Annotated in this window: 15 protein-coding genes and 1 pseudogene; 6 read left to right on the forward strand and 10 right to left on the reverse strand. The window is 64.8% G+C overall.

Annotation, left to right across the window (positions count from 1 at the left end):
* Positions 1 to 219: 219 nt before the first annotated feature.
* The 10 genes from IVA92_RS16780 to IVA92_RS16825 all read right to left on the reverse strand — a co-directional run bounded on the left by IVA92_RS16780 (position 220) and on the right by IVA92_RS16825 (position 10,822).
* A complete protein-coding gene (locus tag IVA92_RS16780) occupies positions 220 to 1,797 on the reverse strand; it encodes a Do family serine endopeptidase (protein ID WP_247275852.1) in 1,578 nt (525 codons plus the stop codon).
* A gap of 281 nt (positions 1,798 to 2,078) precedes the next feature.
* The gene (locus IVA92_RS16785; protein ID WP_247275853.1) at positions 2,079 to 2,561 is read right to left on the reverse strand and encodes a cytochrome c-type biogenesis protein; all 483 of its coding nucleotides are present in this window, start codon (positions 2,559 to 2,561) and stop codon (positions 2,079 to 2,081) included.
* A 4-nt stretch (positions 2,562 to 2,565) separates the two neighbouring features.
* Entirely contained in the window at positions 2,566 to 4,548 is a 1,983-nt protein-coding gene (locus IVA92_RS16790; RefSeq protein WP_247275854.1) for a heme lyase CcmF/NrfE family subunit, read from the reverse strand.
* The gene (gene ccmE / locus IVA92_RS16795) at positions 4,545 to 5,084 is read right to left on the reverse strand and encodes a cytochrome c maturation protein CcmE (protein ID WP_247275855.1); all 540 of its coding nucleotides are present in this window, start codon (positions 5,082 to 5,084) and stop codon (positions 4,545 to 4,547) included. The genes IVA92_RS16790 and ccmE overlap by 4 nt, the downstream gene beginning before the upstream one ends.
* 37 nt (positions 5,085 to 5,121) lie before the next feature.
* Positions 5,122 to 6,228, reverse strand: a complete 1,107-nt coding sequence (gene ccmI / locus IVA92_RS16800; protein ID WP_247275856.1) for a c-type cytochrome biogenesis protein CcmI — start codon at positions 6,226 to 6,228, stop codon at positions 5,122 to 5,124.
* 130 nt (positions 6,229 to 6,358) lie between these two features.
* The gene (locus tag IVA92_RS16805) at positions 6,359 to 6,628 is read right to left on the reverse strand and encodes a hypothetical protein (protein WP_247275889.1); all 270 of its coding nucleotides are present in this window, start codon (positions 6,626 to 6,628) and stop codon (positions 6,359 to 6,361) included.
* Between the two features lie 100 nt (positions 6,629 to 6,728).
* On the reverse strand, positions 6,729 to 8,129 hold the full coding sequence (locus IVA92_RS16810) for a hypothetical protein (RefSeq protein ID WP_247275857.1): 1,401 nt from the start codon (positions 8,127 to 8,129) through the stop codon (positions 6,729 to 6,731).
* Positions 8,130 to 8,290: 161 nt separating this feature from the next.
* A complete protein-coding gene (locus IVA92_RS16815; RefSeq protein WP_247275858.1) occupies positions 8,291 to 9,667 on the reverse strand; it encodes a sensor histidine kinase in 1,377 nt (458 codons plus the stop codon).
* Between the two features lie 84 nt (positions 9,668 to 9,751).
* Positions 9,752 to 10,423 (reverse strand): response regulator transcription factor, encoded by a 672-nt coding sequence (locus IVA92_RS16820; RefSeq protein WP_247275859.1) that lies wholly within the window; start codon positions 10,421 to 10,423, stop codon positions 9,752 to 9,754.
* A gap of 243 nt (positions 10,424 to 10,666) precedes the next feature.
* Positions 10,667 to 10,822, reverse strand: coding sequence for a hypothetical protein (locus tag IVA92_RS16825; protein WP_247275860.1), 156 nt, complete (start codon positions 10,820 to 10,822; stop codon positions 10,667 to 10,669).
* A 232-nt stretch (positions 10,823 to 11,054) separates the two neighbouring features.
* Between IVA92_RS16825 and IVA92_RS16830 the strand changes: the two genes are divergently transcribed.
* From IVA92_RS16830 to IVA92_RS16855, 6 genes and pseudogenes are all read left to right on the forward strand, one after another.
* Positions 11,055 to 12,038, forward strand: coding sequence for a Ku protein (locus tag IVA92_RS16830; RefSeq protein ID WP_247275861.1), 984 nt, complete (start codon positions 11,055 to 11,057; stop codon positions 12,036 to 12,038).
* 57 nt (positions 12,039 to 12,095) lie between these two features.
* A complete protein-coding gene (locus IVA92_RS16835) occupies positions 12,096 to 12,332 on the forward strand; it encodes a hypothetical protein (protein WP_247275862.1) in 237 nt (78 codons plus the stop codon).
* A 458-nt stretch (positions 12,333 to 12,790) separates the two neighbouring features.
* The gene (locus IVA92_RS16840) at positions 12,791 to 12,955 is read left to right on the forward strand and encodes a Flp family type IVb pilin (RefSeq protein WP_247275863.1); all 165 of its coding nucleotides are present in this window, start codon (positions 12,791 to 12,793) and stop codon (positions 12,953 to 12,955) included.
* 410 nt (positions 12,956 to 13,365) lie between these two features.
* The gene (locus IVA92_RS36040; protein ID WP_346015464.1) at positions 13,366 to 13,599 is read left to right on the forward strand and encodes a hypothetical protein; all 234 of its coding nucleotides are present in this window, start codon (positions 13,366 to 13,368) and stop codon (positions 13,597 to 13,599) included.
* Positions 13,600 to 13,833: 234 nt separating this feature from the next.
* Positions 13,834 to 15,477: pseudogene (locus IVA92_RS16850) on the forward strand (thiamine pyrophosphate-requiring protein); the annotation flags it as partial.
* Positions 15,478 to 15,577: 100 nt separating this feature from the next.
* Entirely contained in the window at positions 15,578 to 18,076 is a 2,499-nt protein-coding gene (locus tag IVA92_RS16855) for a GAF domain-containing protein (protein ID WP_247275866.1), read from the forward strand.
* Positions 18,077 to 18,085: the final 9 nt, after the last annotated feature.

Consider the following 18,085-nt stretch of genomic DNA (forward strand, 5'->3'; position numbering starts at 1 on the left):
CAATCGCATGCAAGCCGAGCGGAACGATCTCGGATCGGGGAAAAGGCGGGCGGTGAAGCTGGGGGGACTTCACCGCCCTAGGCCTTCCGACGGAGGGGGGCGTAATTCCACCGGAAGGTAGACAGGGGAAGCAAACGTTGCGCTGCTCCCCCGAAGGGCGCCGTCGGCGGGGGCGACTGATGCCGGCGACACCCTTCATCTCGTAAGCCTCCTGAGGCCTCAGCCCTTGGCGATGGGCACGGCGACGAAGCGCGACTGCCCGCCGCTCTTCACGCGCATCAGGACGCTGTTCTTGTTATCGGTCCGCGCCGTGTTGATGGCATCGCGGACTTCGGCGGCGGTGCTGACGCTCTTGCCCCCGACTTCAAGAATCACGTCGCCTTCCTTGAAGCCGCGTTCGGCCGCGGCGCTCTTCGGATCGACTTCGGTGACCACGACGCCTTCCTTGCCGGCGCCGGCCACGGAATTGGCTGGAGCAACGGTCATGCCGAGCTTGGGCACGTCGGTGCCGCGGCTCGCACCCTTGCCACTGTCATTGTCGGTGTCGGCTTTGGCCTCGACCGTGTTCGGCAGCTGGCCGAGGGTGAGATTGACGACCTTGTCCTGGCCCTTGTGCAGCACGTTGAGCTTCACCGAGGCGCCGGGCGCCATGCCGCCGATGGTGCGAGCAAGCTCACGAGCGTCCTTGACGGGCTCGCCATTGACCGCGGTGATCACGTCGCCGGACTCGATGCCGGCCTTCGCCGCCGGACCGTTCGCCTGCGGCTCCGCGACCAGCGCGCCTTCGGCCTTCTTCATGCCGAGGCTGTCGGCGATGTCAGACGTCACCGGCTGGATCTGCACGCCGATCCAGCCGCGGCTGACCGAACCCTTGTCCTTGAGCTGGGCCACCACGCTCTTCACGGTGTTGGCGGGAATCGAGAAGGCGATGCCGACGCTACCGCCGGAGGGCGAGTAGATCGCGGTGTTGACGCCCATCACCTCCCCCTCGGTGTTAAAGGCCGGACCGCCGGAATTGCCCTTGTTCACGGGCGCGTCGATCTGGATAAAATCGTCATAGGGGCCATTGCCGATGTCGCGGCCGCTGGCCGAGACGATGCCGGCAGTCACGGTGCCGCCGAGGCCGAAGGGATTGCCGACCGCGAGCACCCAGTCGCCGATCCGCGGCTTGCCGTCGGCGAGCTTGGCGAACGGGAAATTCGAGCTGCCCTCGACCTTGATCAAGGCGAGGTCGGTGCGCTGGTCGGTGCCGATGACCTTGGCGGTATAGGTCTTGCCGTCGTCGGTGGTGACCTCGACCTTGTCGGCGCCGTCGACCACGTGATTGTTGGTCACGGCATAGCCATCGGGCGAGATGAAGAAGCCGGAGCCCTGGCCCTGAACGACGCGGCCACGGCCGCCCTTCAGGCCCGGGAAACCATCCGGACCACCGAAGCGGCGGAAGAAGCGCTCCATGGGCGAGCCCGGCTGGAACGGCGAGGAGGAATCGTCGCCGTCATCGTTGCTCGCGGTCTTCTCCTTGATGTTGACCTTCACCGAGATCACCGACGGCTTCACGCGCTCGACGATGTCGGCAAAGCCGATCGGACGCTCGACCTTCCGAACCTCTTGATTGACCTGCGCATGCGCCGGGCTGGAGAACAGGTCGGCCGGCGAGGTCGACGGGCTCAAGCCATAGACGCCCGCGCCGAGGCCGGCGATGACCGAGGCCATCAGCGCGATCTTGCGCGCGGAGAATACCGACCGGCGCGGCTGCCGGTAGGACGGGAGGTGCGAGAGGTCGGAACGGTCGGTCATGCAGAGATCTCCAGGGCCTTGAATTTCTTTTGGTGCCGGATGCCAGCACCTTACGGACCTGAACATGGGGGCTCCCGCCTTACCGCGCGCTGGCGGCAGGGTTAAACTTTCGTAATGAAGGCAGCGGCGATGCGGCAGTTTAACGCAGGCTAAAAGTTCTGGTCCTACAGGAACTTAGTCGGGTTCCGGTGAAACGCATCAGAACAGCTTTTGGCGACCTAGATTGCTCCGCAGCGGCACCCCTTAAGGCCGTTGGACTTGGGATTCTAAGCCGCGCCACGCTATTGCGACTTCGCATCGTCCGACATCAATCCCGCGAGCCGCGCCTCTTCCTCGGGCGTGAGCGGCGGTGCTGGCAGATCTGCACCGCTCCGCGCGCGGCGCCGGATTTGCAGCCATAGCGCCAGGCCGCCGCCAGCCAACAGAAGCGGCGCGAGCAGCCATAGCAGCAGGGTCTGGCGTTCGAAACGCGGCTTCAGCAGCACGAACTCGCCATAGCGCGCGACCAGGAAGTCGAGCACCTGCGAATTGCTGTCGCCGGCGGCAATCCGCTCGCGCACCAGCAGCCGCAAATCGCGCGCCAGCGGCGCGTCGGAATCGTCGATCGACTGGTTCTGGCAGACCATGCAGCGCAGCTCGCGCGACAGTTCGCGCGCACGCGCCTCCTTGACGGGATCCGACATGATCTCGTCGGGCTGCACGGCATGCGCCGCAGGCGAGGCCAGCAGCATTAGCGCGACGATCACGAACCACATCCGGCGCATCGGATCACTCCGCGGGCTGGAGCCGCTGCTTGGCCCGCGCCGGCTTCGGCGCACCGACCCGCAAGCGGCGATCGGACAGCGACAGCACGCCGCCAAACGCCATCAGCACCGGTCCCCACCAGATCAGCAGCACCATCGGCTTGTAATAGATGCGCACGGCAATGGCACCCTCGGCGGTGGCATCGCCGAGCGAGACGTAGAGCTGGCTCGCGCCGCGCGTCAGCAGGGCCGCTTCGGTGGTGGACGAGCCACGCGTTGTGAAGCTGCGCTTGGACGGCGTCATCATGCTCAGCGTCTCGCCGTCGCGGCTGACATTGAACTCGGCGATCATCTCCCGGTAGTTCGGGCCCTGACGCTGAAACAACCGATCGAGCTTCACGTCGTAGCCGGCGACATGGGCGACGTCGCTCTGCTTCATCGTCGCGATATATTCGCTGTTCCAGGTGGTCTCGCAGACGATTCCGATCAGCGCGACGCCGAGGCCGGCATGCGCCAGCGTGGTGCCCCAGGCCGAGCGCGGCAGGCCACGCGCCCGGTTCAGCACTGTGGCGAACGGCAGGCGAACCAGGCCCGTCCGCTCGACGATGTCGGTGACAGCGCCGGCGATGACGAAAACACCAAGCCCGATCGCCAGCGGCGCCAGCGCGCTGCCGCCGCGCGCCCAGGCCCAGGCGATGGCGATTGCGACGAGGCTGGCAACGCCCGCCGCGAGCAGGCGCTGCGTCACGCCGAGCAGATCGCCGCGCTTCCACGCCAGCATCGGCCCGAACGGTACAGCGAACAGCAACAGGGCAAACAGCGGCGCGAAAGTGAGGTTGTAGAAGGGCGCGCCGACCGACATCTTGAAGTCGGCCAGCATCTCCATCGCCAGCGGATAGAGCGTGCCGAATAGCACGACCGCGCAGGCGACGGTAAGCAGCAGGTTGTTCAGCACCAGCGCACCCTCGCGGGAGATCGGCGCGAACAGGCCGCCCTGCTTCAACGAGGTGGCACGGCCCGCGAACAGCGCCAGGCTGCCGCCGATGAACAGGCAGAGGATCAGCAGGATGAACACGCCGCGGGTCGGGTCAGTCGCGAAAGCATGCACCGAGGTGATGACGCCGGAGCGGACCAGGAAGGTGCCGAGCAGCGACAGCGAGAAGGTCAGGATCGACAACAGGATGGTCCAGACCTTCAGCGCGTTGCGCTTCTCCATGACCAGCGCCGAATGCAGCAGCGCGGTGCCGGCGAGCCACGGCATCAGCGAGGCGTTCTCGACCGGATCCCAGAACCACCAGCCGCCCCAGCCGAGCTCGTAATAGGCCCAGTACGAGCCCATGGCGATGCCGAGCGTGAGGAAGATCCAGGCCACCAGCGTCCACGGCCGCACCCAGCGCGCCCAAGCCGCGTCGATCCGCCCCTCCATCAGCGCCGCGATGGCGAAGGAGAACGAGATCGAGAAGCCGACATAGCCGAGATAGAGCATCGGCGGATGCACGGCGAGACCGATGTCCTGGAGCACAGGATTGAGATCGCGTCCCTCGAGCGGCGGGCTCGTGATGCGCAGGAACGGGTTCGAGGTCATCAGGATGAAGAGATAGAAGGCGCTGGCGATCCAGCCCTGGACGCTCAGCACGTGCGCGCGCAGCGACAGCGGCAGATTGTTGCCGAAAGCGGCAACCAGGCCGCCGAACAAAGCGAGGATCGATACCCACAGCAGCATCGAGCCTTCGTGATTTCCCCACACGCCGGTGATCTTGTAGAGCAGCGGCTTCATCGAGTGGGAATTCTCGTAGACATTGGCGACGGAGAAATCCGAGCTCACGTGCAGCATCACAAGTGCCATGAACGATGCCCCGACGAACAGCAGCTGCGCCAGCGCGGTGGACCGCGCCACGTTCATCAGGGCGGTGTCGTGCAGGCGTGCACCGATCAACGGCACGACGGACTGGATCAGTGCAAGCCCGAGCGCCAGCACCAGCGCGTAATGTCCGGATTCTGCGATCACCGCACGGCTCCCTGCGGATTGCCCTGCGCCGCCGTGGCCGCGGGCTTGCTGCCGCCCGAAGCCTTGGCGTCAGAGGCCTTGGCTTCAGAGGCCTTGGCGTCGTAATCGTCCTTCCAGTGGCCCTGCTTCTTCAGGGCATCGGCAACGTCCTTGGGCATGTAGGTTTCGTCGTGCTTGGCGAGCACGGTGTCGGCCTTGAACACGCCGTTGCTGTCGAGTGCGCCTTCGGCAACGACGCCCTGCCCTTCACGGAACAGGTCCGGCAGGATGCCCTTGTAGGCGACCGGCAGCTTGGCGTTGCCGTCGGCGACCTCGAAGGTCACCGCGAGATTGTCGCCGCGCTGGAGCGAGCCGGGCTGCACCAGCCCGCCGAGACGAAACCGCTTGCCGGGTTCGACGTGCTTCTCGGCGACCATGGTTGGTGTCGAGAAGAACACGATGGAGTCGCGCAATGCGTTGAGCACGAGCGCGGCGGCGAGCGCAAGCACGGCGAGCGAGCCGCCGATGATGGTCATACGTCGCTGCTTGCGCGTCATGGCGTATCCGTTCTCCGCTCGTCTGGTCCCGAAATCGTCATCCGTCGAGCCCGAGAGTCTTGAGCCCTTCGTTGAGCTGGCGCAGCCGCTCGGCATCGCCGGCAACCGCCTGGCGGGCATCGGCCGATGCCCCCACCGCCTTGCCGCGGTCGCCCATCACGAGATAGGCGCGCACCAGGCGAAGCCACCCCTCGACGTCGTCGCCGTTCTGCTTGAGGCGGGTGGCGAGGCGTTCGACCATGCCGCGCACCATCGCGTTGCGATCGCCCTCGGCCATATCCCTGGAGGCTGCGATCGTCTCGTCCGACAGCGCCGGCACCGTGCCGCCGCCGACCCGCGCCAGCGAGGACTGCACCAGGGACCGCCACGGCGCATCCGCCGGCGCCTTCGCCAGCAGCGCGCGCCAGATATTGGCCGCATCATCCTTGCGGCCGTCCTGCTCGGCGGCGAGCCCCAGGAAGTAGTTCGCCTTGGGATCATCGGCATCGAGCGCGTGCGCACGCTCGAATTCCGCTTTGGCCTCGGCGGTCACGACCCCGCCGGCGGCCGCCGAGAGCGCCTCGCCGAGATCGGACCGGCGCTCGGCGCTCTCGCCGTTGTAGGTGAGCGAGTTGCGATAGGCACGCACCGCATCGTCGAAGCGGCCGAGCCGCTCCAGCACCGGCGCGAGCACGTTCCAGCCGCGACCGTCAGTCGGATTTTTTTCCAGATGTTGCTCGACCTGCACGACGAGATTCTCGAGCGATTGCGCCACCCCGGATCCGGATCCGCGCTCGCGCTGCGCCAAGGGAAAGTCCTGAAGCCTGGGCGAGCCCAGCGGCATGTAAACCCCGATCGCAACCATCGGCAGGCCAGTCAACGCCAGCACCGCGGCCGCGCGGCGCCATTTGAGGCTCGATTTCGGCGCCATGGCAGGTTCGCTGGCAGCGGCGAGCAGCCTGCGGCTGATCTCGACGCGGGCCGCCTCGGCTTCAGGAGCGGCGATCAGTCCGGTGCCGAGATCACGCTCGATTTCGGCCAGTTGGTCCTTGTAGACCGCAATCTCGCTGCCTTGACTTTGCGCGGCTCCGCTGCGGCCGAGCGGCAGAAGCACGGCGAAAATCGCCGCGACTGTCATCAGCGCGAACACGAACCATAGCGTCATCTGGCAAGCTTCCGGCGGCGCGCGATCCGCGCCTATAGGTGGCTTTACACCACGGCCGGAGGAGGCGGCAATTGACAATTGTCAATTCGGCGCGACCGCGCCCGGTCCGAAACGATGAAACTCCAACAGCTTAGCCGATGTCGAAGTCCGCACTTTGCGCGGCATCCTCGCCGTGCCCGTTGAAGGCCTTCAGGAAATATGTTCCCGGCCTGACCGCATCCGGCAATCGGATGCGCAGCGCCCCGACTGGAACCGGAGACGCGACCCTGGTGAGCGTTTCAGACAATTGTCGGCCGCTTGCCTTCTCGACCAGCACCACCTTCGCGCCGACCATCAGTCTCTGATATTTGGCAACAACGACGCGGTTCTCGATTTCGATGGAGCTGATAACGGGTTTCATGCGCCCACAAATAGAAATTCCCCGGACTTGCATCGCGACCGTAGGGCGCGATATCGGCACCGTCAACCAGAAATTGTGATAACGAAATTATGCGCTCGGATCAGCTTGCGCGCGACGATTTGCGCTCGCCCGTCGCCGCATTCTCTGCCGCGCGACTCATCAGCGAGGCGTAATCGTCGCCGAACAGCACCTGACAGAAGCGGATCGCGGCCTGCACCTGCTGCTGCCGATAGGTGCGGACCTTGTGATCGGCGGAGCGCAGCGACTGCACCAGCTGCTCGGTCGAGCGCTCGACATATTGCTGGAGGTCGGAATAGGTGCGCAGCGTCACCTCGTTGATCGCAAGCTCACTCGCATAGTTGCGGCAGGCCGCGACGAAATCGATCAGCGCCACGGTTTCCTCGACCTCGGTGCTGTCGATTCGCGCCCCCGGCGGAATGTCCTTCTCGGCGCGTTGGCGCAGGATGCGACGAACGCGGCCGGGAACGCTGTCGATCTCGGATTGCAGCGCATTGGAGATGTCGGCGCGGATCGAGACCAGCTGCTTGCCCCAAGCGGAATCGTTGCGCAGGTCGAGCTCGGTGCGCAGGCCGCGCACGCCGTCATGCAGCGCCTTGAGATTGCCGGCGACGTTGTCGAAATTGCCGCGCTTGATGTCCATGCGCAGGACCGCGGCCACACAGGACAGATCGTGCAGGGCGATCGTGACGGCGACACCGTAGGGCGTTGCCGCGACGCGGATCTCGTCGTCCGAGGCGGCAATCTTGATAGCGAGGCGGATGATCTGCCACGGCGCGGTCATCCGCTGCACCACCATGGACAGCGCGAAGGGCAGCATCTGCGGGGTCTGGAGGACTGGAATGTTGAGCGCCGACGTCACCGAGGCGATCTGGGAATCGCCGAAGGCGCGCAGGAAGCGCGGCAACTTCTCGTTCAGGGCGGCGATGGCTTCCCGAACCTGGAGCACCGCACCGATTGAATAGAGGTCCTCGATCACGTTGGGCGGGCCGACACGGGCCAGCGCGCGCGACTTGTCGCCGCCGCCTGGCCCCGTCAGCTCGAAGATGGCGTCCGCCGCCACCGCCTGGAGCCTGGAGGCCAGCGCCTCGACCTGGCCTGCACTGTCTAGCGGTATGCGGGCCAGCGCCGCCTCGAATTCATTGACTTTGTCCGGGGCGCCGTCACGCCCGAGCCATTGCCAGATTGGATGCAGCGAGGAGCGGCGGATTTGTCCGACCCGGACCGGGGTGCCCGCCTCGACCAGGAACGGTTCCAGCACTTGGAAGAGAAGCCGCGACAGATCGTCCGTGCGCGGTGGCGGGGCTTCGTCGGCTTCGCTCTTGCGGACGATCTTGCGCAACTGCTCAAGCACGAGGGTCGCGACAGCCGTGTCCTGGCCGCGCTCCAGCGCGCGCTCGAACTCTCGCATCAGCAGTGCCTGCGACTGCGGCGGGAGCTGCGCGAGATATTCCCTCAGCCGCTCGATCGATGTCTGGCTCATGCGCCCGGGTCATGCACGGTAAAATGGCGGACATGGGATGCGTCCGGGCGCGATCTTAGGAGCTTCCCACTTAAGAAGCCGTTTAGGAAGTCGCCTCGAATGCCCCCCGGTTTTGCCGCAGAAGCATCCGCCACGGCGAAAAATCAAATGAGAACAAGAGATTATAATCCCGGGAGGACCAGTTCGGCTCGCAGGCCCCCGATCGGCGCGCCGCCGAGGGAGAGGCTGCCGCCATAAAGCGCGGCGAGGTCGGTCACGATCGACAGTCCCAGCCCCGAGCCCGGCTTGGACTCGTCGAGCCGCTGGCCGCGTCGGGAGACCTGGGCACGCTCGGCCTCCGACAGGCCGCGGCCGTCATCGTCGACGATGATCCGCAGACGCGGGCCGGCGCCGGCCAGTTGCGGCGTCTCGACCGCAACCTCGATGAAGACGCGTGAGGCTGCCCATTTGCAGGCATTGTCGACCAGATTGCCGACCATCTCATCCAGATCCTGGCGCTCGCCCCGGAACCTCGCAGACGGATCGGCCTTGGCCTCGACCACGATGCCGCGGTCGCGGTGGATCTTCTCCATCGTCCGCCGCAGCGCCTCGATCGCGGGCGCCACCTCCGTCACCGTCGCGACCACCGAGACCCGTGCCGCAATGCGCGCGCGCTCCAGATGATGGGCAACCTGGTCGCGCATCACGTCCGCCTGCTCCATCACCTTGGCCGCGAACGGATCGGCCCCGTGGGCGCCGGCCTCGTTGACGATGACGGAGAGCGGCGTCTTGATCGCATGGGCGAGATTGCCGACATGGGTGCGCGCCCGTTCGACGATTTCGCGATTGGCATCGATCAGCGCATTGGTCTCGCGCGCCAAAGGCGCGATCTCGACAGGAAATTCACCCTCGAGCCGCTCCGCCCGACCCGAGCGGATGTCGGCGATGGATTCCGAGATGCGCTTGAGCGGCGCGAGACCAAAGCGGACCTGGAACACGGTCGTCAGCAGCAGCACGATGCCAAGCGCCGTAAACGTGCCGCCGAGGTAATAGTCGAAGCTCCGCGTCTCGTCGAAAATCTCGGTGTCGTCGCCGGCGACGCTGACGAGAAATTTGCCGTCGGCGCCGAGATCGACCGGCCGCTCCACCATGCGCAGGTTCTGCCCTTCCGGCCCGTCGACATAAGCGAGCCGAATGCCGGCGGCGGTGAGCTCGGCACCCTGCTCTTCCAGTTTCGGCAGTTTCTTGTCCCAGAGCGAGCGCGAGGAGCGCACTTCCGGCTTCTCGGTGTCGGTCCGCGTGATCTGCCAGTACCAGCCGGACAGCGGCAGGTCGAACAAGGGCTCGCCCAGCGACTGGAACTGGCGGTCGGGCGGCTCGTCGGGGGTGGCGACCTCGGCGATCAGCGTGCGGAGATAGAGATTGAGACGGCGGTCGAAGGAGCGCTCGGTGGCGTTCTTGTAGACCGAGGACAGCACGACGCCGGTAACGGCCAGGATCACCACGAGCCACGCGGTCGCCGAGAGGAACAGGCGGTTCGCAAGTGAGCTAGCGGGCATCGGAACGATCCCGGGAGGCGCAGGATGGCAGGGCATCGGTCATGACCGGACCAAGGCCCTTGGCGGGCCGCCCGTCAAGCCGCTTCAAGCGCCGGGACTGGGCGGGGTCAGGAGATAGCCGAGCCCGCGAACGGTCTGGATGATGTCGACGTCGAGCTTCTTGCGGATGCGGCCGACGAAGACCTCGATTGTGTTGGAGTCGCGGTCAAAATCCTGGTCATAGAGATGCTCGACCAGCTCGGTGCGGGAGACGACGCGCCCGGAATGGTGCATCAGATAGGCCAGAAGCCGATATTCGTGCGAGGTCATCTTCACGGGATTGCCTGACACGCTGACCCGGCCCGTCCTGGTGTCGAGCGTAACGGGACCGCAGCTGAGCTCGCTCTGGGCGTGGCCGGTCGAGCGGCGCAGCAGCGCGCGGATGCGTGCCAGCACCTCCTCCAAATGGAACGGCTTGGCGACATAGTCGTCGGCGCCGGCATCGAACCCCTGCACCTTATCGCTCCAGCGGTCGCGCGCGGTGAGGATCAGGACCGGCATGGTACGGCCGTTGCGGCGCCAGGCCTCCAGCACCGAGATGCCGTCCTTCTTCGGAAGGCCGATGTCGAGCACGATGGCGTCGTAAGGCTCGTTGTCGCCGAGATAATGCCCCTCCTCCCCGTCGAAAGCGCGGTCGACGACGTAACCGGCGTCGGTCAGCGCCTTGGTAAGCTGGCGATTGAGATCGGGGTCGTCCTCAACAACGAGCAGGCGCACGCTTCTCTCCAAAGATTGGCTGCCAGAACAGGCTGCATGACCACGGCCAGAGATGAGCAATTCCGGCGTGAACCGAATATGAACGCGGGGAACCGGCCAGGTTACTTTTTGGTCATATACGACCTCTGACGCGCCGACGCGACTGCGCCCGCCACGCAACCGGGCGAGCCGGGGGCATGGCGGGCGCAAAGTGCTGCGTCACGCGGCGAATATGAAGATCCGTGGCGTTCGGATCCAGCCGGGTCAAGTCCGGAAGAACACGAACCAGACGACGGCGAGGATCAGGACGGCAAGGCCCGTCGAGATGGCAAGCAGCGCCGCCACCGAAGGCCCGGGCTCGCCCTGGCGCGCCTCGGTCGGAGTTTCCACGATCTGATGCCGCTCTCGCGTGGTTGCCATAATGCCCTCAATCTCTGGACGTCGCTTCGATAGCCGCGACCTCCTCGCAGCCGATGTCTCGAGCCAACGCGTGATTGAATATGATGTTCCGGCCTTTACGCTTCGATCCGGCAGGAGCGCAGGCCCAGCGGCCGGTTAACGCAGTTGCAAGATTCAGTAACCCGCCTTGCTATGATTCGTTGTTCCCTGATGGTATCCTAGTCGCCTGTCCCCGTTGCGTTTGGAGTAGCCCATGGCCCCCCGCGCCAATTGGAAGGGTTTTCTGCGTCTATCGCTCGTGACCTGTCCGGTCGCGCTCTATCCCGCCACTTCGGATACCGAGAAGGTCTCCTTCAACCAGATCAACCGCAAGACCGGCCACCGCATCAAGTACCTCAAGGTCGATGCGGAGACCGGTGACGAGGTGACGTCCGAGGACATCGTCAAGGGCTACAAGGTCGATACCGACACCTATATCGAGGTCACCAAGGACGAGCTCGACGAGATCGCGCTGGACTCCACGCACACGATCGAGATCGACGAGTTCGTGCCGAAGGCGGACATCGACAACCGCTACCTGATCCGTCCCTATTACCTCGTGCCCGACGGCAAGGTGGGCCATGACGCCTATGCGGTGATCCGCGAAACCATCCGCAGCATGGACAAGGTCGCGATCGGCCGCGTGGTGCTGACCAACCGCGAGCACATCATCGCGCTGGAGCCGCTCGATAGCGGGCTGATGGGCACGTTGCTGCGCTATCCCTACGAAGTGCGGAGCGAAAAAGAATATTTCGACGACATCCAGGACGTGAAGCTGACCAAGGACATGCTCGACCTTGCCAAGCACATCGTCGAGAAGAAGTCCGGCGCTTTCGAGCCCGAGCTGTTCGAGGATCACTACGAGACCGCGCTGATCGATCTCATCAACAAGAAGCGCAGCGGCATGCCGATCACGGCCAAGGCGGCACCGAAGACTGGCGGCAACGTCATCAACCTCATGGACGCGCTGAAGAAGAGTCTCGCGAGCGAGCGGGAGACAGCTCCCGCGGCGGGGGTCGCCAAGGAGACCGTCAAAGGCAAGAAGCCGAAGAAGCGCGTCGAGGGCCAGCGCGAGATGCTGCTGCCAATCGCCGGCAAGAGCGGCAAGGACGCTGCGGCGAAAACCGCGCCCAAAGAGGCTTCGAAAAGGGCCGACAAGCCGGTACGCGCGCCAGCGCGAACGAAGAAGGCCGGTTAGCGACCTCACACTTACGATCTCGCGTGATGTCCCCCCTCGCCGGTCGGCCGGACTGACATGCCCTGGTCGACGGCGTTCGACGATCCAGTTCGTGTGAGCAACAAGCGCAACTTGCTCACGCTTCAGGAGGCGGCGGACTACATCATGCAGCTGCCGGACGACGCGCAGCACGAGGCGCACTGGCAGACTGCCATCGAAACCTTGATCAATGCGGCCGAGACCGGCGGCGGCTGGGTGATGTTTGCCCGCATCGCCATGTTGCGGGCGCTGAATGCGGACGGCCGGCGCGCATGAGAGCGATGGTCGCCACCTTCGGTTGGCATGCTTGCCGACCTCTTGACGAACAGGCTCAATAATCCGCTAAGCGAGACCCTCGTTTTCCGATTTGCGGCGCTCTGCGCGTGAACCAGGATATTCCTGCGGGAGACGAAGTTGAGCACTGGGCCGCGCACACGGCGCAGTCGCAGCCGGGCACGATGGGACTTTGTCGGCCCCCTCGCCGCCGTGCTGAAACGCCGCCTGCCGGCACAACGAGGCCGTCCTAGCGGACGCTGCGGCTGCCACTGAGAGTGCGCCGAATTGCGCGCATTTGGATGGGATGAGGGAACTTTAATTTAATGAATGTCAACGTATGAAGCAGTGGCGCGCTCGCCTGGGTTTAATTGTTTTGGCGCGAAGAAAATCTATTCGATCGATTGACGAGTTCGAAAACGACGCGGCCATACATTGGATCGGATGAAGAGGAGTTGGCAATGAGTTTGCTTAGGTCTTTCCTTGCCGATGAGACTGGCGCCACGGCCATCGAATACGGCTTGATCGCCGCCGGCATTGCATTGGCCATCGTGACCGTCGTGAACAACACGGGCAGCCAGCTCCTCAACAACAAGTTCAACTCGATCAGTTCGTCGATGAAGTAACGGCCGCCGTCGCCCGAGGCGGCGGACTTCCCGGGCACTGACTTCAGCATGGCTCGCGGCGCCTTGCCGGAGCATGCCTTCCCCATCTCGTCATTCCGAGCGCAGCGACGCTTCGCAGCGCCGCGCTTTGACGGCCATGCAAGTCCTGATATCCTTCGGCACGACATGGCTCGACGAGCCATGCCGTCAATGGATGAACCAGAGCTGCTTGAAGGATGCGGATGAGAAGCGTGGCGCTCTTGGCTCTCAGTCTTATGTTGGTCGGCGTCTGCTCGGGCGACAGCGCCAGAGGACAGAGTTCGGCCGCGCCACCGGTTTCGCTTGCTCCCCCCAATACATCGCCGCCACGCGGGAGCGCAACAAACTCCAGAATTCCGCCGGCGCCATCCGGCAGAGAAGCTTCGCCCCCCGTGATCGGCGGTGCGCCGCAGGTGCCGAATCCGGCCGCCGATTACGATGGCTTCAGCATAGGCGCCGCCGACGACCATGACACCCAAAGTCAGGTGACGCCGCCCGTGAGGTCACGTGCAGCAAAGGGCTCCAGTTCCAATCTGGAGACAAATGGCCTCGCGGGGCAATCATCGATTGATCAGGACGATGAGGCGTTGAAGCGAAAGCTGACGATTTGCAAGAATTGCAAATAGGGAAGTTTCTCGGCCGTTGGCAAAAACGGCTGAGTGGCTGGCAAGATTGCAGCCCGCTTGAACACCGGGAGTGGCTCCGCGGATGCAGTTTTCCGGACTGCACGCCAGCCGGGCTACCGCAGCACACCGCATGGCTGACCTACCGCGACTACCGTCTGCTCGCGCTTTACCCTCACCCAATTTCCTGATCCTCTCTCCTCCAATCAGCCGGGCCAACCGGCCAAGCCTCAGGAGAGAGACGCCATGAAACTCGGCACCGCAATCGCGGAAATCATGCGGCGTGAGGGCATCGAGATCCTCTGCGGCTATCCGGTCAACCATCTGATCGAGCATGCGGCGAAAGCCGAGATCCGGCCCGTGATGGTGCGGCAGGAGCGCGTCGGCATCCACATGGCGGACGCGATCTCGCGGGTGTCATCGGGGCGCAGCATCGGCGCGTTCTGCATGCAGCATGGGCCGGGCGCGGAGAACGCGATGGGCGGCGTTGCGCAGTGTTTCGGCGAGTCCGTTCCCGTGCTGGTGCTGCCGATGGGCTATCCGCGCAGGCTTACGCATATCGAGCCGAACTTCAATTCCAGCGAGGCGATGAAGCCATTTGCGAAATCCTCCGAGCCGATCAACCTCGCGGCCGAGGTCGCCAACATCTTCCGCCGCGCCTTCACCAAGCTGAAGAACGGCCGCGGCGGGCCTGTGATCGTCGAGATACCGGCCGACATGTGGAACGAGGAGGTGCCGGAGCCGCTCGACTACACGCCGGTGCTGCGCACGCGCTACGGCGCCGATCCTGTTCACGTGAAGGAAGCAGCCAGCCTGCTCGTGAACGCAAAACGGCCGGTGATCTATGCCGGCCAGGGCGTGCATTACGCGCAGGCGTGGCCGCAACTGAGACGGCTGGCCGAACGGCTGGCTATCCCCGTCACCACCAGTCTTGGCGGCAAGTCGTCCTTTCCGGAAACACATCCGCTCTCGCTCGGTTCGGGCGGGCTCGCGGTGCCGCGCGCGGTCCCGAAGTTTCTGGCTGAAGCCGACGTCATCTTCGGCGTCGGCTGCTCCTTCACCGAGACCAATTTCGGCATCGCGATGCCGAAGGGCAAGACCGTCATCCACTCCACGCTCGACCCGAACCATCTCAACAAGGATGTGGAAGCCAGGATCGGCCTCGTCGGCGACGCCGGCCTCGTGCTCGATGCACTGCTGGAGGAGATCGGCAGGTCGGTTACGTCCGATCGTGATGCCTCCGTGGTCGCGGCGGAGATTGCGGCCTCACACGAGCAGTGGCTGGCGAAATGGATGCCGAAACTCACCAGCAACGATGCGCCACTCAGCCCGTATCGGGTACTCTGGGACCTGCAGCACACCGTCGACATCCACAACACCATCATCACGCATGATGCCGGCAGCCCGCGCGACCAGCTCTCGCCATTCTGGAAATCGGTCGAGCCTCTCAGCTATCTCGGCTGGGGCAAGACGACGCAGCTCGGCTATGGGCTTGGGCTCGCGATGGGCGCCAAGCTCGCGAAGCCGGACAAGCTCTGTATCAATGTCTGGGGCGATGCGGCCATTGGCTTTACGGGCATGGATTTCGAGACCGCGGTGCGCGAGCGCATCCCGATCATGTCGATCCTGCTCAACAATTTCTCGATGGCGATCGAATTGAAGGTGATGCCGGTCTCGACCGAGAAATATCGCTCGACCGACATTTCCGGTGACTACGCCGCGATGGCGCGCGCCTTCGGCGGCTATGGCGAGCGTGTGTTGAGGCCGGAGGACATCGTGCCCGCGATCAAGCGCGGGATCCAGAAAACGCGGGAAGGGATACCAGTGCTGCTGGAGTTCATCACCAGCAAGGAAACGGAGGTGTCGCGGCCGGGCACGTGAGCCCGGCCGGGCTTCAGCGGCGGGGCGTTGGCTCCGGCCGCAGAAGATGTGATAATCCGGCCCGGTGCCGCGCTTGTCGCGGCATCAAGCCGGATTAGGAATGACCGTCCCTTCCAACGAAATCGAAGAACTCGAACAGCGATTGCAGTCGGCCGCAACCGAGAATGCACGGCTGCGCGGCGAGCTTGCGGTCGCGCGGGATCGCCAGAACGCCAGCGCCGAGATCTTTCGTACCATCGCAGCCTCGCCCTCCGACGCCCGGCCGGTCTTCGCGGCGATCGCGTCCAGTTCGAAACGCCTGCTCGACGGCTTCTCCGCCACCGTACTTCAGTTCATCGGCGACGAGCTGCACCTCGTGGCGTTCACGCCGACCAGTCCGGCGGCGGACGAAGGGCTCAAGGCGTCGTTCCCGCGCAAGATCGCGGACTTCCCAACGTTTGCCCTCGTGCGCGATGGCGAGACGATCCAGTTTCCCGACAGCGAGGCTGCCGACGTCCCGGAGCTGAACCGAAGGCTGGCGCGGCTGCGCGGCTTCCGCAGCGTGCTGTTCATGCCGCTGATGAACCGGGGCGCCCCGGTCGGCATGATCAGCGTCACGCGCGCCGAGCCTGGCGCGTTCGCGCCCGATCTCGTGCAGCTGCTCCAGACCTTTGCCGACCAGGCCGTGATCGCGATCGAGAATGCACGGCTGTTCAACGAGACGCGCGAGGCGCTGGAGCGCCAGACCGCAACCGCCGACATCCTCAAGGTGATGGCCGCCTCGCCATCCGACGTGCAGCCGGTGTTCGAGGCCATCGCCGCCAATGCCAATCGCCTGATCGGCGGCTTCTCCACGGCGGTACTGCGCTACATCGACGGCGCCGCGCACCTTGCGGCATTCACCCCGACCGATCCGGCCGGGGATCGTGTGCTCCAGAATTCCTTTCCGGTGCCCTTTGCGCAGTTCCCGCCATACCCGCTCGTGGCCAATGGCGCCGCGGCGCAACTGCCCGACACCGAGCTCGAGCCGGCCGCGCGCGACATCGCGCGCGCCCGCGGCTATCGCAGCATGCTGTTCACGCCGTTGATGAGCGAGGGCGAAGCCATCGGCATCATCATCGCCACGCGCCGGGCGACCGGCCGCTTCGCCGAGCATCACGTGCGGCTGCTACAGACCTTCGCCGACCAGGCGGTGATCGCGATCAAGAATGTGAGCCTGTTCAACGCCACCAGGGAAGCGCTGGAACGTCAGACCGCGACTGCCGACATCCTCAAGGTGATCGCGGCCTCGCCTGCCGACGTGACGCCGGTGTTTCAGGCCATCTCCGACAGCGCCAAGGCGCTGATCGGCGGGCACTCCTCCACCGTCACACGCGTCGTCGACGGCATGCTGCATCTGGCAGCCTTCACCACGGACGTTGAGGCCGGCAACGCAGACTTGCTCAGCTCCTTCCCGACGCCGCTGTCGGCGTCAGGCATTCACAGCCGGGTGGCAAGAAGCGGACAATATGCCTTCCGCAGCGACATGCAGAGCGAACCCGATCTCACCGAGGCCATGAAGGAGTTGGCGCGGACGCGGGGCTATCGCAGCATCCTCGTGGTGCCGATGCTGCGCGACGGCATCGCGATCGGCACCATCGCGGTGACGCGGCGGGAGCCCGGTCATTTTCCGGAGAAGGCGATCAATCTGCTCAAGACCTTTGCCGATCAGGCCGTCATCGCGGTCGAGAACACGCGCCTGTTCAACGAGGTGCAGGACCGTACCCGCGAGCTAGCAAAATCGCTCGACGACTTACGCGCCGCGCAAGACCGGCTGATCCAGACCGAGAAGCTTGCATCGCTGGGCCAGCTCACCGCCGGCATCGCCCATGAGATCAAGAACCCGCTCAACTTCGTCAACAATTTTGCTTCTCTCTCCGCCGAGCTGACGGACGAGCTGAACGAGGTGCTTGCGCCTGTCATGCTCGCAGACGACATCCGCGCGGAGGTCGACGAGCTGACGGGGCTTCTGAAGGGCAATCTGCAAAAGGTTGTGCAGCACGGACGACGTGCCGATTCCATCGTCAAGAACATGCTGCTGCATTCGCGAGAAGGCGGCGGCGACCATGGGCTGAGCGACATCAACGCGCTGGTCGAGGAGAGCCTCAACCTCGCCTATCACGGCGCACGCGCCGAGAAGCCGGGATTCGACGTGACGCTGAAGCGCGAACTGGATCCCGCGGCCGGGCAAGCCGAAGTGTTTCCGCAGGAGATCACCCGGGTGCTGCTGAACCTGATCTCGAACGGCTTCCACGCGGTCACCAAGCGCAAGGCCGAGGGCGCAGCCGATTACGATCCGGTGGTGATCGCTGCGACGCGCGACCGCGGCGACAGCATCGAGATCCGCATCCGCGACAATGGCACCGGCATTGCGGACGAGGTCAGGGAGAAGATGTTCAATCCGTTCTTCACCACCAAGCCAGCCGGCGAAGGCACCGGCCTCGGGCTGTCGATGAGCCACGACATCGTGGTGAAGCAGCACGGCGGCACCATCGACGTCACGACGGAGCCCGGCGCATTCACGGAGTTCACGATCCTGCTGCCGCGGAAGAGCAGCTTTCCGGAGCGAAGCCGCGCCTAACTGGCTGCG

Origin of the sequence: Bradyrhizobium sp. 154, from assembly GCF_023073875.1 — a bacterium.
Classification (GTDB): domain Bacteria; phylum Pseudomonadota; class Alphaproteobacteria; order Rhizobiales; family Xanthobacteraceae; genus Bradyrhizobium.

Bases quoted from the DNA above. Each gene is read 5' to 3' on its own strand.
- IVA92_RS16780 (WP_247275852.1), bottom strand. From the start codon at position 1,797: ATGACCGACCGTTCCGACCTCTCGCACCTCCCGTCCTACCGGCAGCCG.
- IVA92_RS16785 (WP_247275853.1), bottom strand. From the start codon at position 2,561: ATGCGCCGGATGTGGTTCGTGATCGTCGCGCTAATGCTGCTGGCCTCG.
- ccmE (WP_247275855.1), bottom strand. From the start codon at position 5,084: ATGACGCGCAAGCAGCGACGTATGACCATCATCGGCGGCTCGCTCGCC.
- ccmI (WP_247275856.1), bottom strand. From the start codon at position 6,228: ATGACGCTATGGTTCGTGTTCGCGCTGATGACAGTCGCGGCGATTTTC.
- IVA92_RS16805 (WP_247275889.1), bottom strand. From the start codon at position 6,628: ATGAAACCCGTTATCAGCTCCATCGAAATCGAGAACCGCGTCGTTGTT.
- IVA92_RS16810 (WP_247275857.1), bottom strand. From the start codon at position 8,129: ATGAGCCAGACATCGATCGAGCGGCTGAGGGAATATCTCGCGCAGCTC.
- IVA92_RS16815 (WP_247275858.1), bottom strand. From the start codon at position 9,667: ATGCCCGCTAGCTCACTTGCGAACCGCCTGTTCCTCTCGGCGACCGCG.
- IVA92_RS16825 (WP_247275860.1), bottom strand. From the start codon at position 10,822: ATGGCAACCACGCGAGAGCGGCATCAGATCGTGGAAACTCCGACCGAG.
- IVA92_RS16830 (WP_247275861.1), top strand. From the start codon at position 11,055: ATGGCCCCCCGCGCCAATTGGAAGGGTTTTCTGCGTCTATCGCTCGTG.
- IVA92_RS16835 (WP_247275862.1), top strand. From the start codon at position 12,096: ATGCCCTGGTCGACGGCGTTCGACGATCCAGTTCGTGTGAGCAACAAG.
- IVA92_RS16840 (WP_247275863.1), top strand. From the start codon at position 12,791: ATGAGTTTGCTTAGGTCTTTCCTTGCCGATGAGACTGGCGCCACGGCC.
- IVA92_RS16855 (WP_247275866.1), top strand. From the start codon at position 15,578: ATGACCGTCCCTTCCAACGAAATCGAAGAACTCGAACAGCGATTGCAG.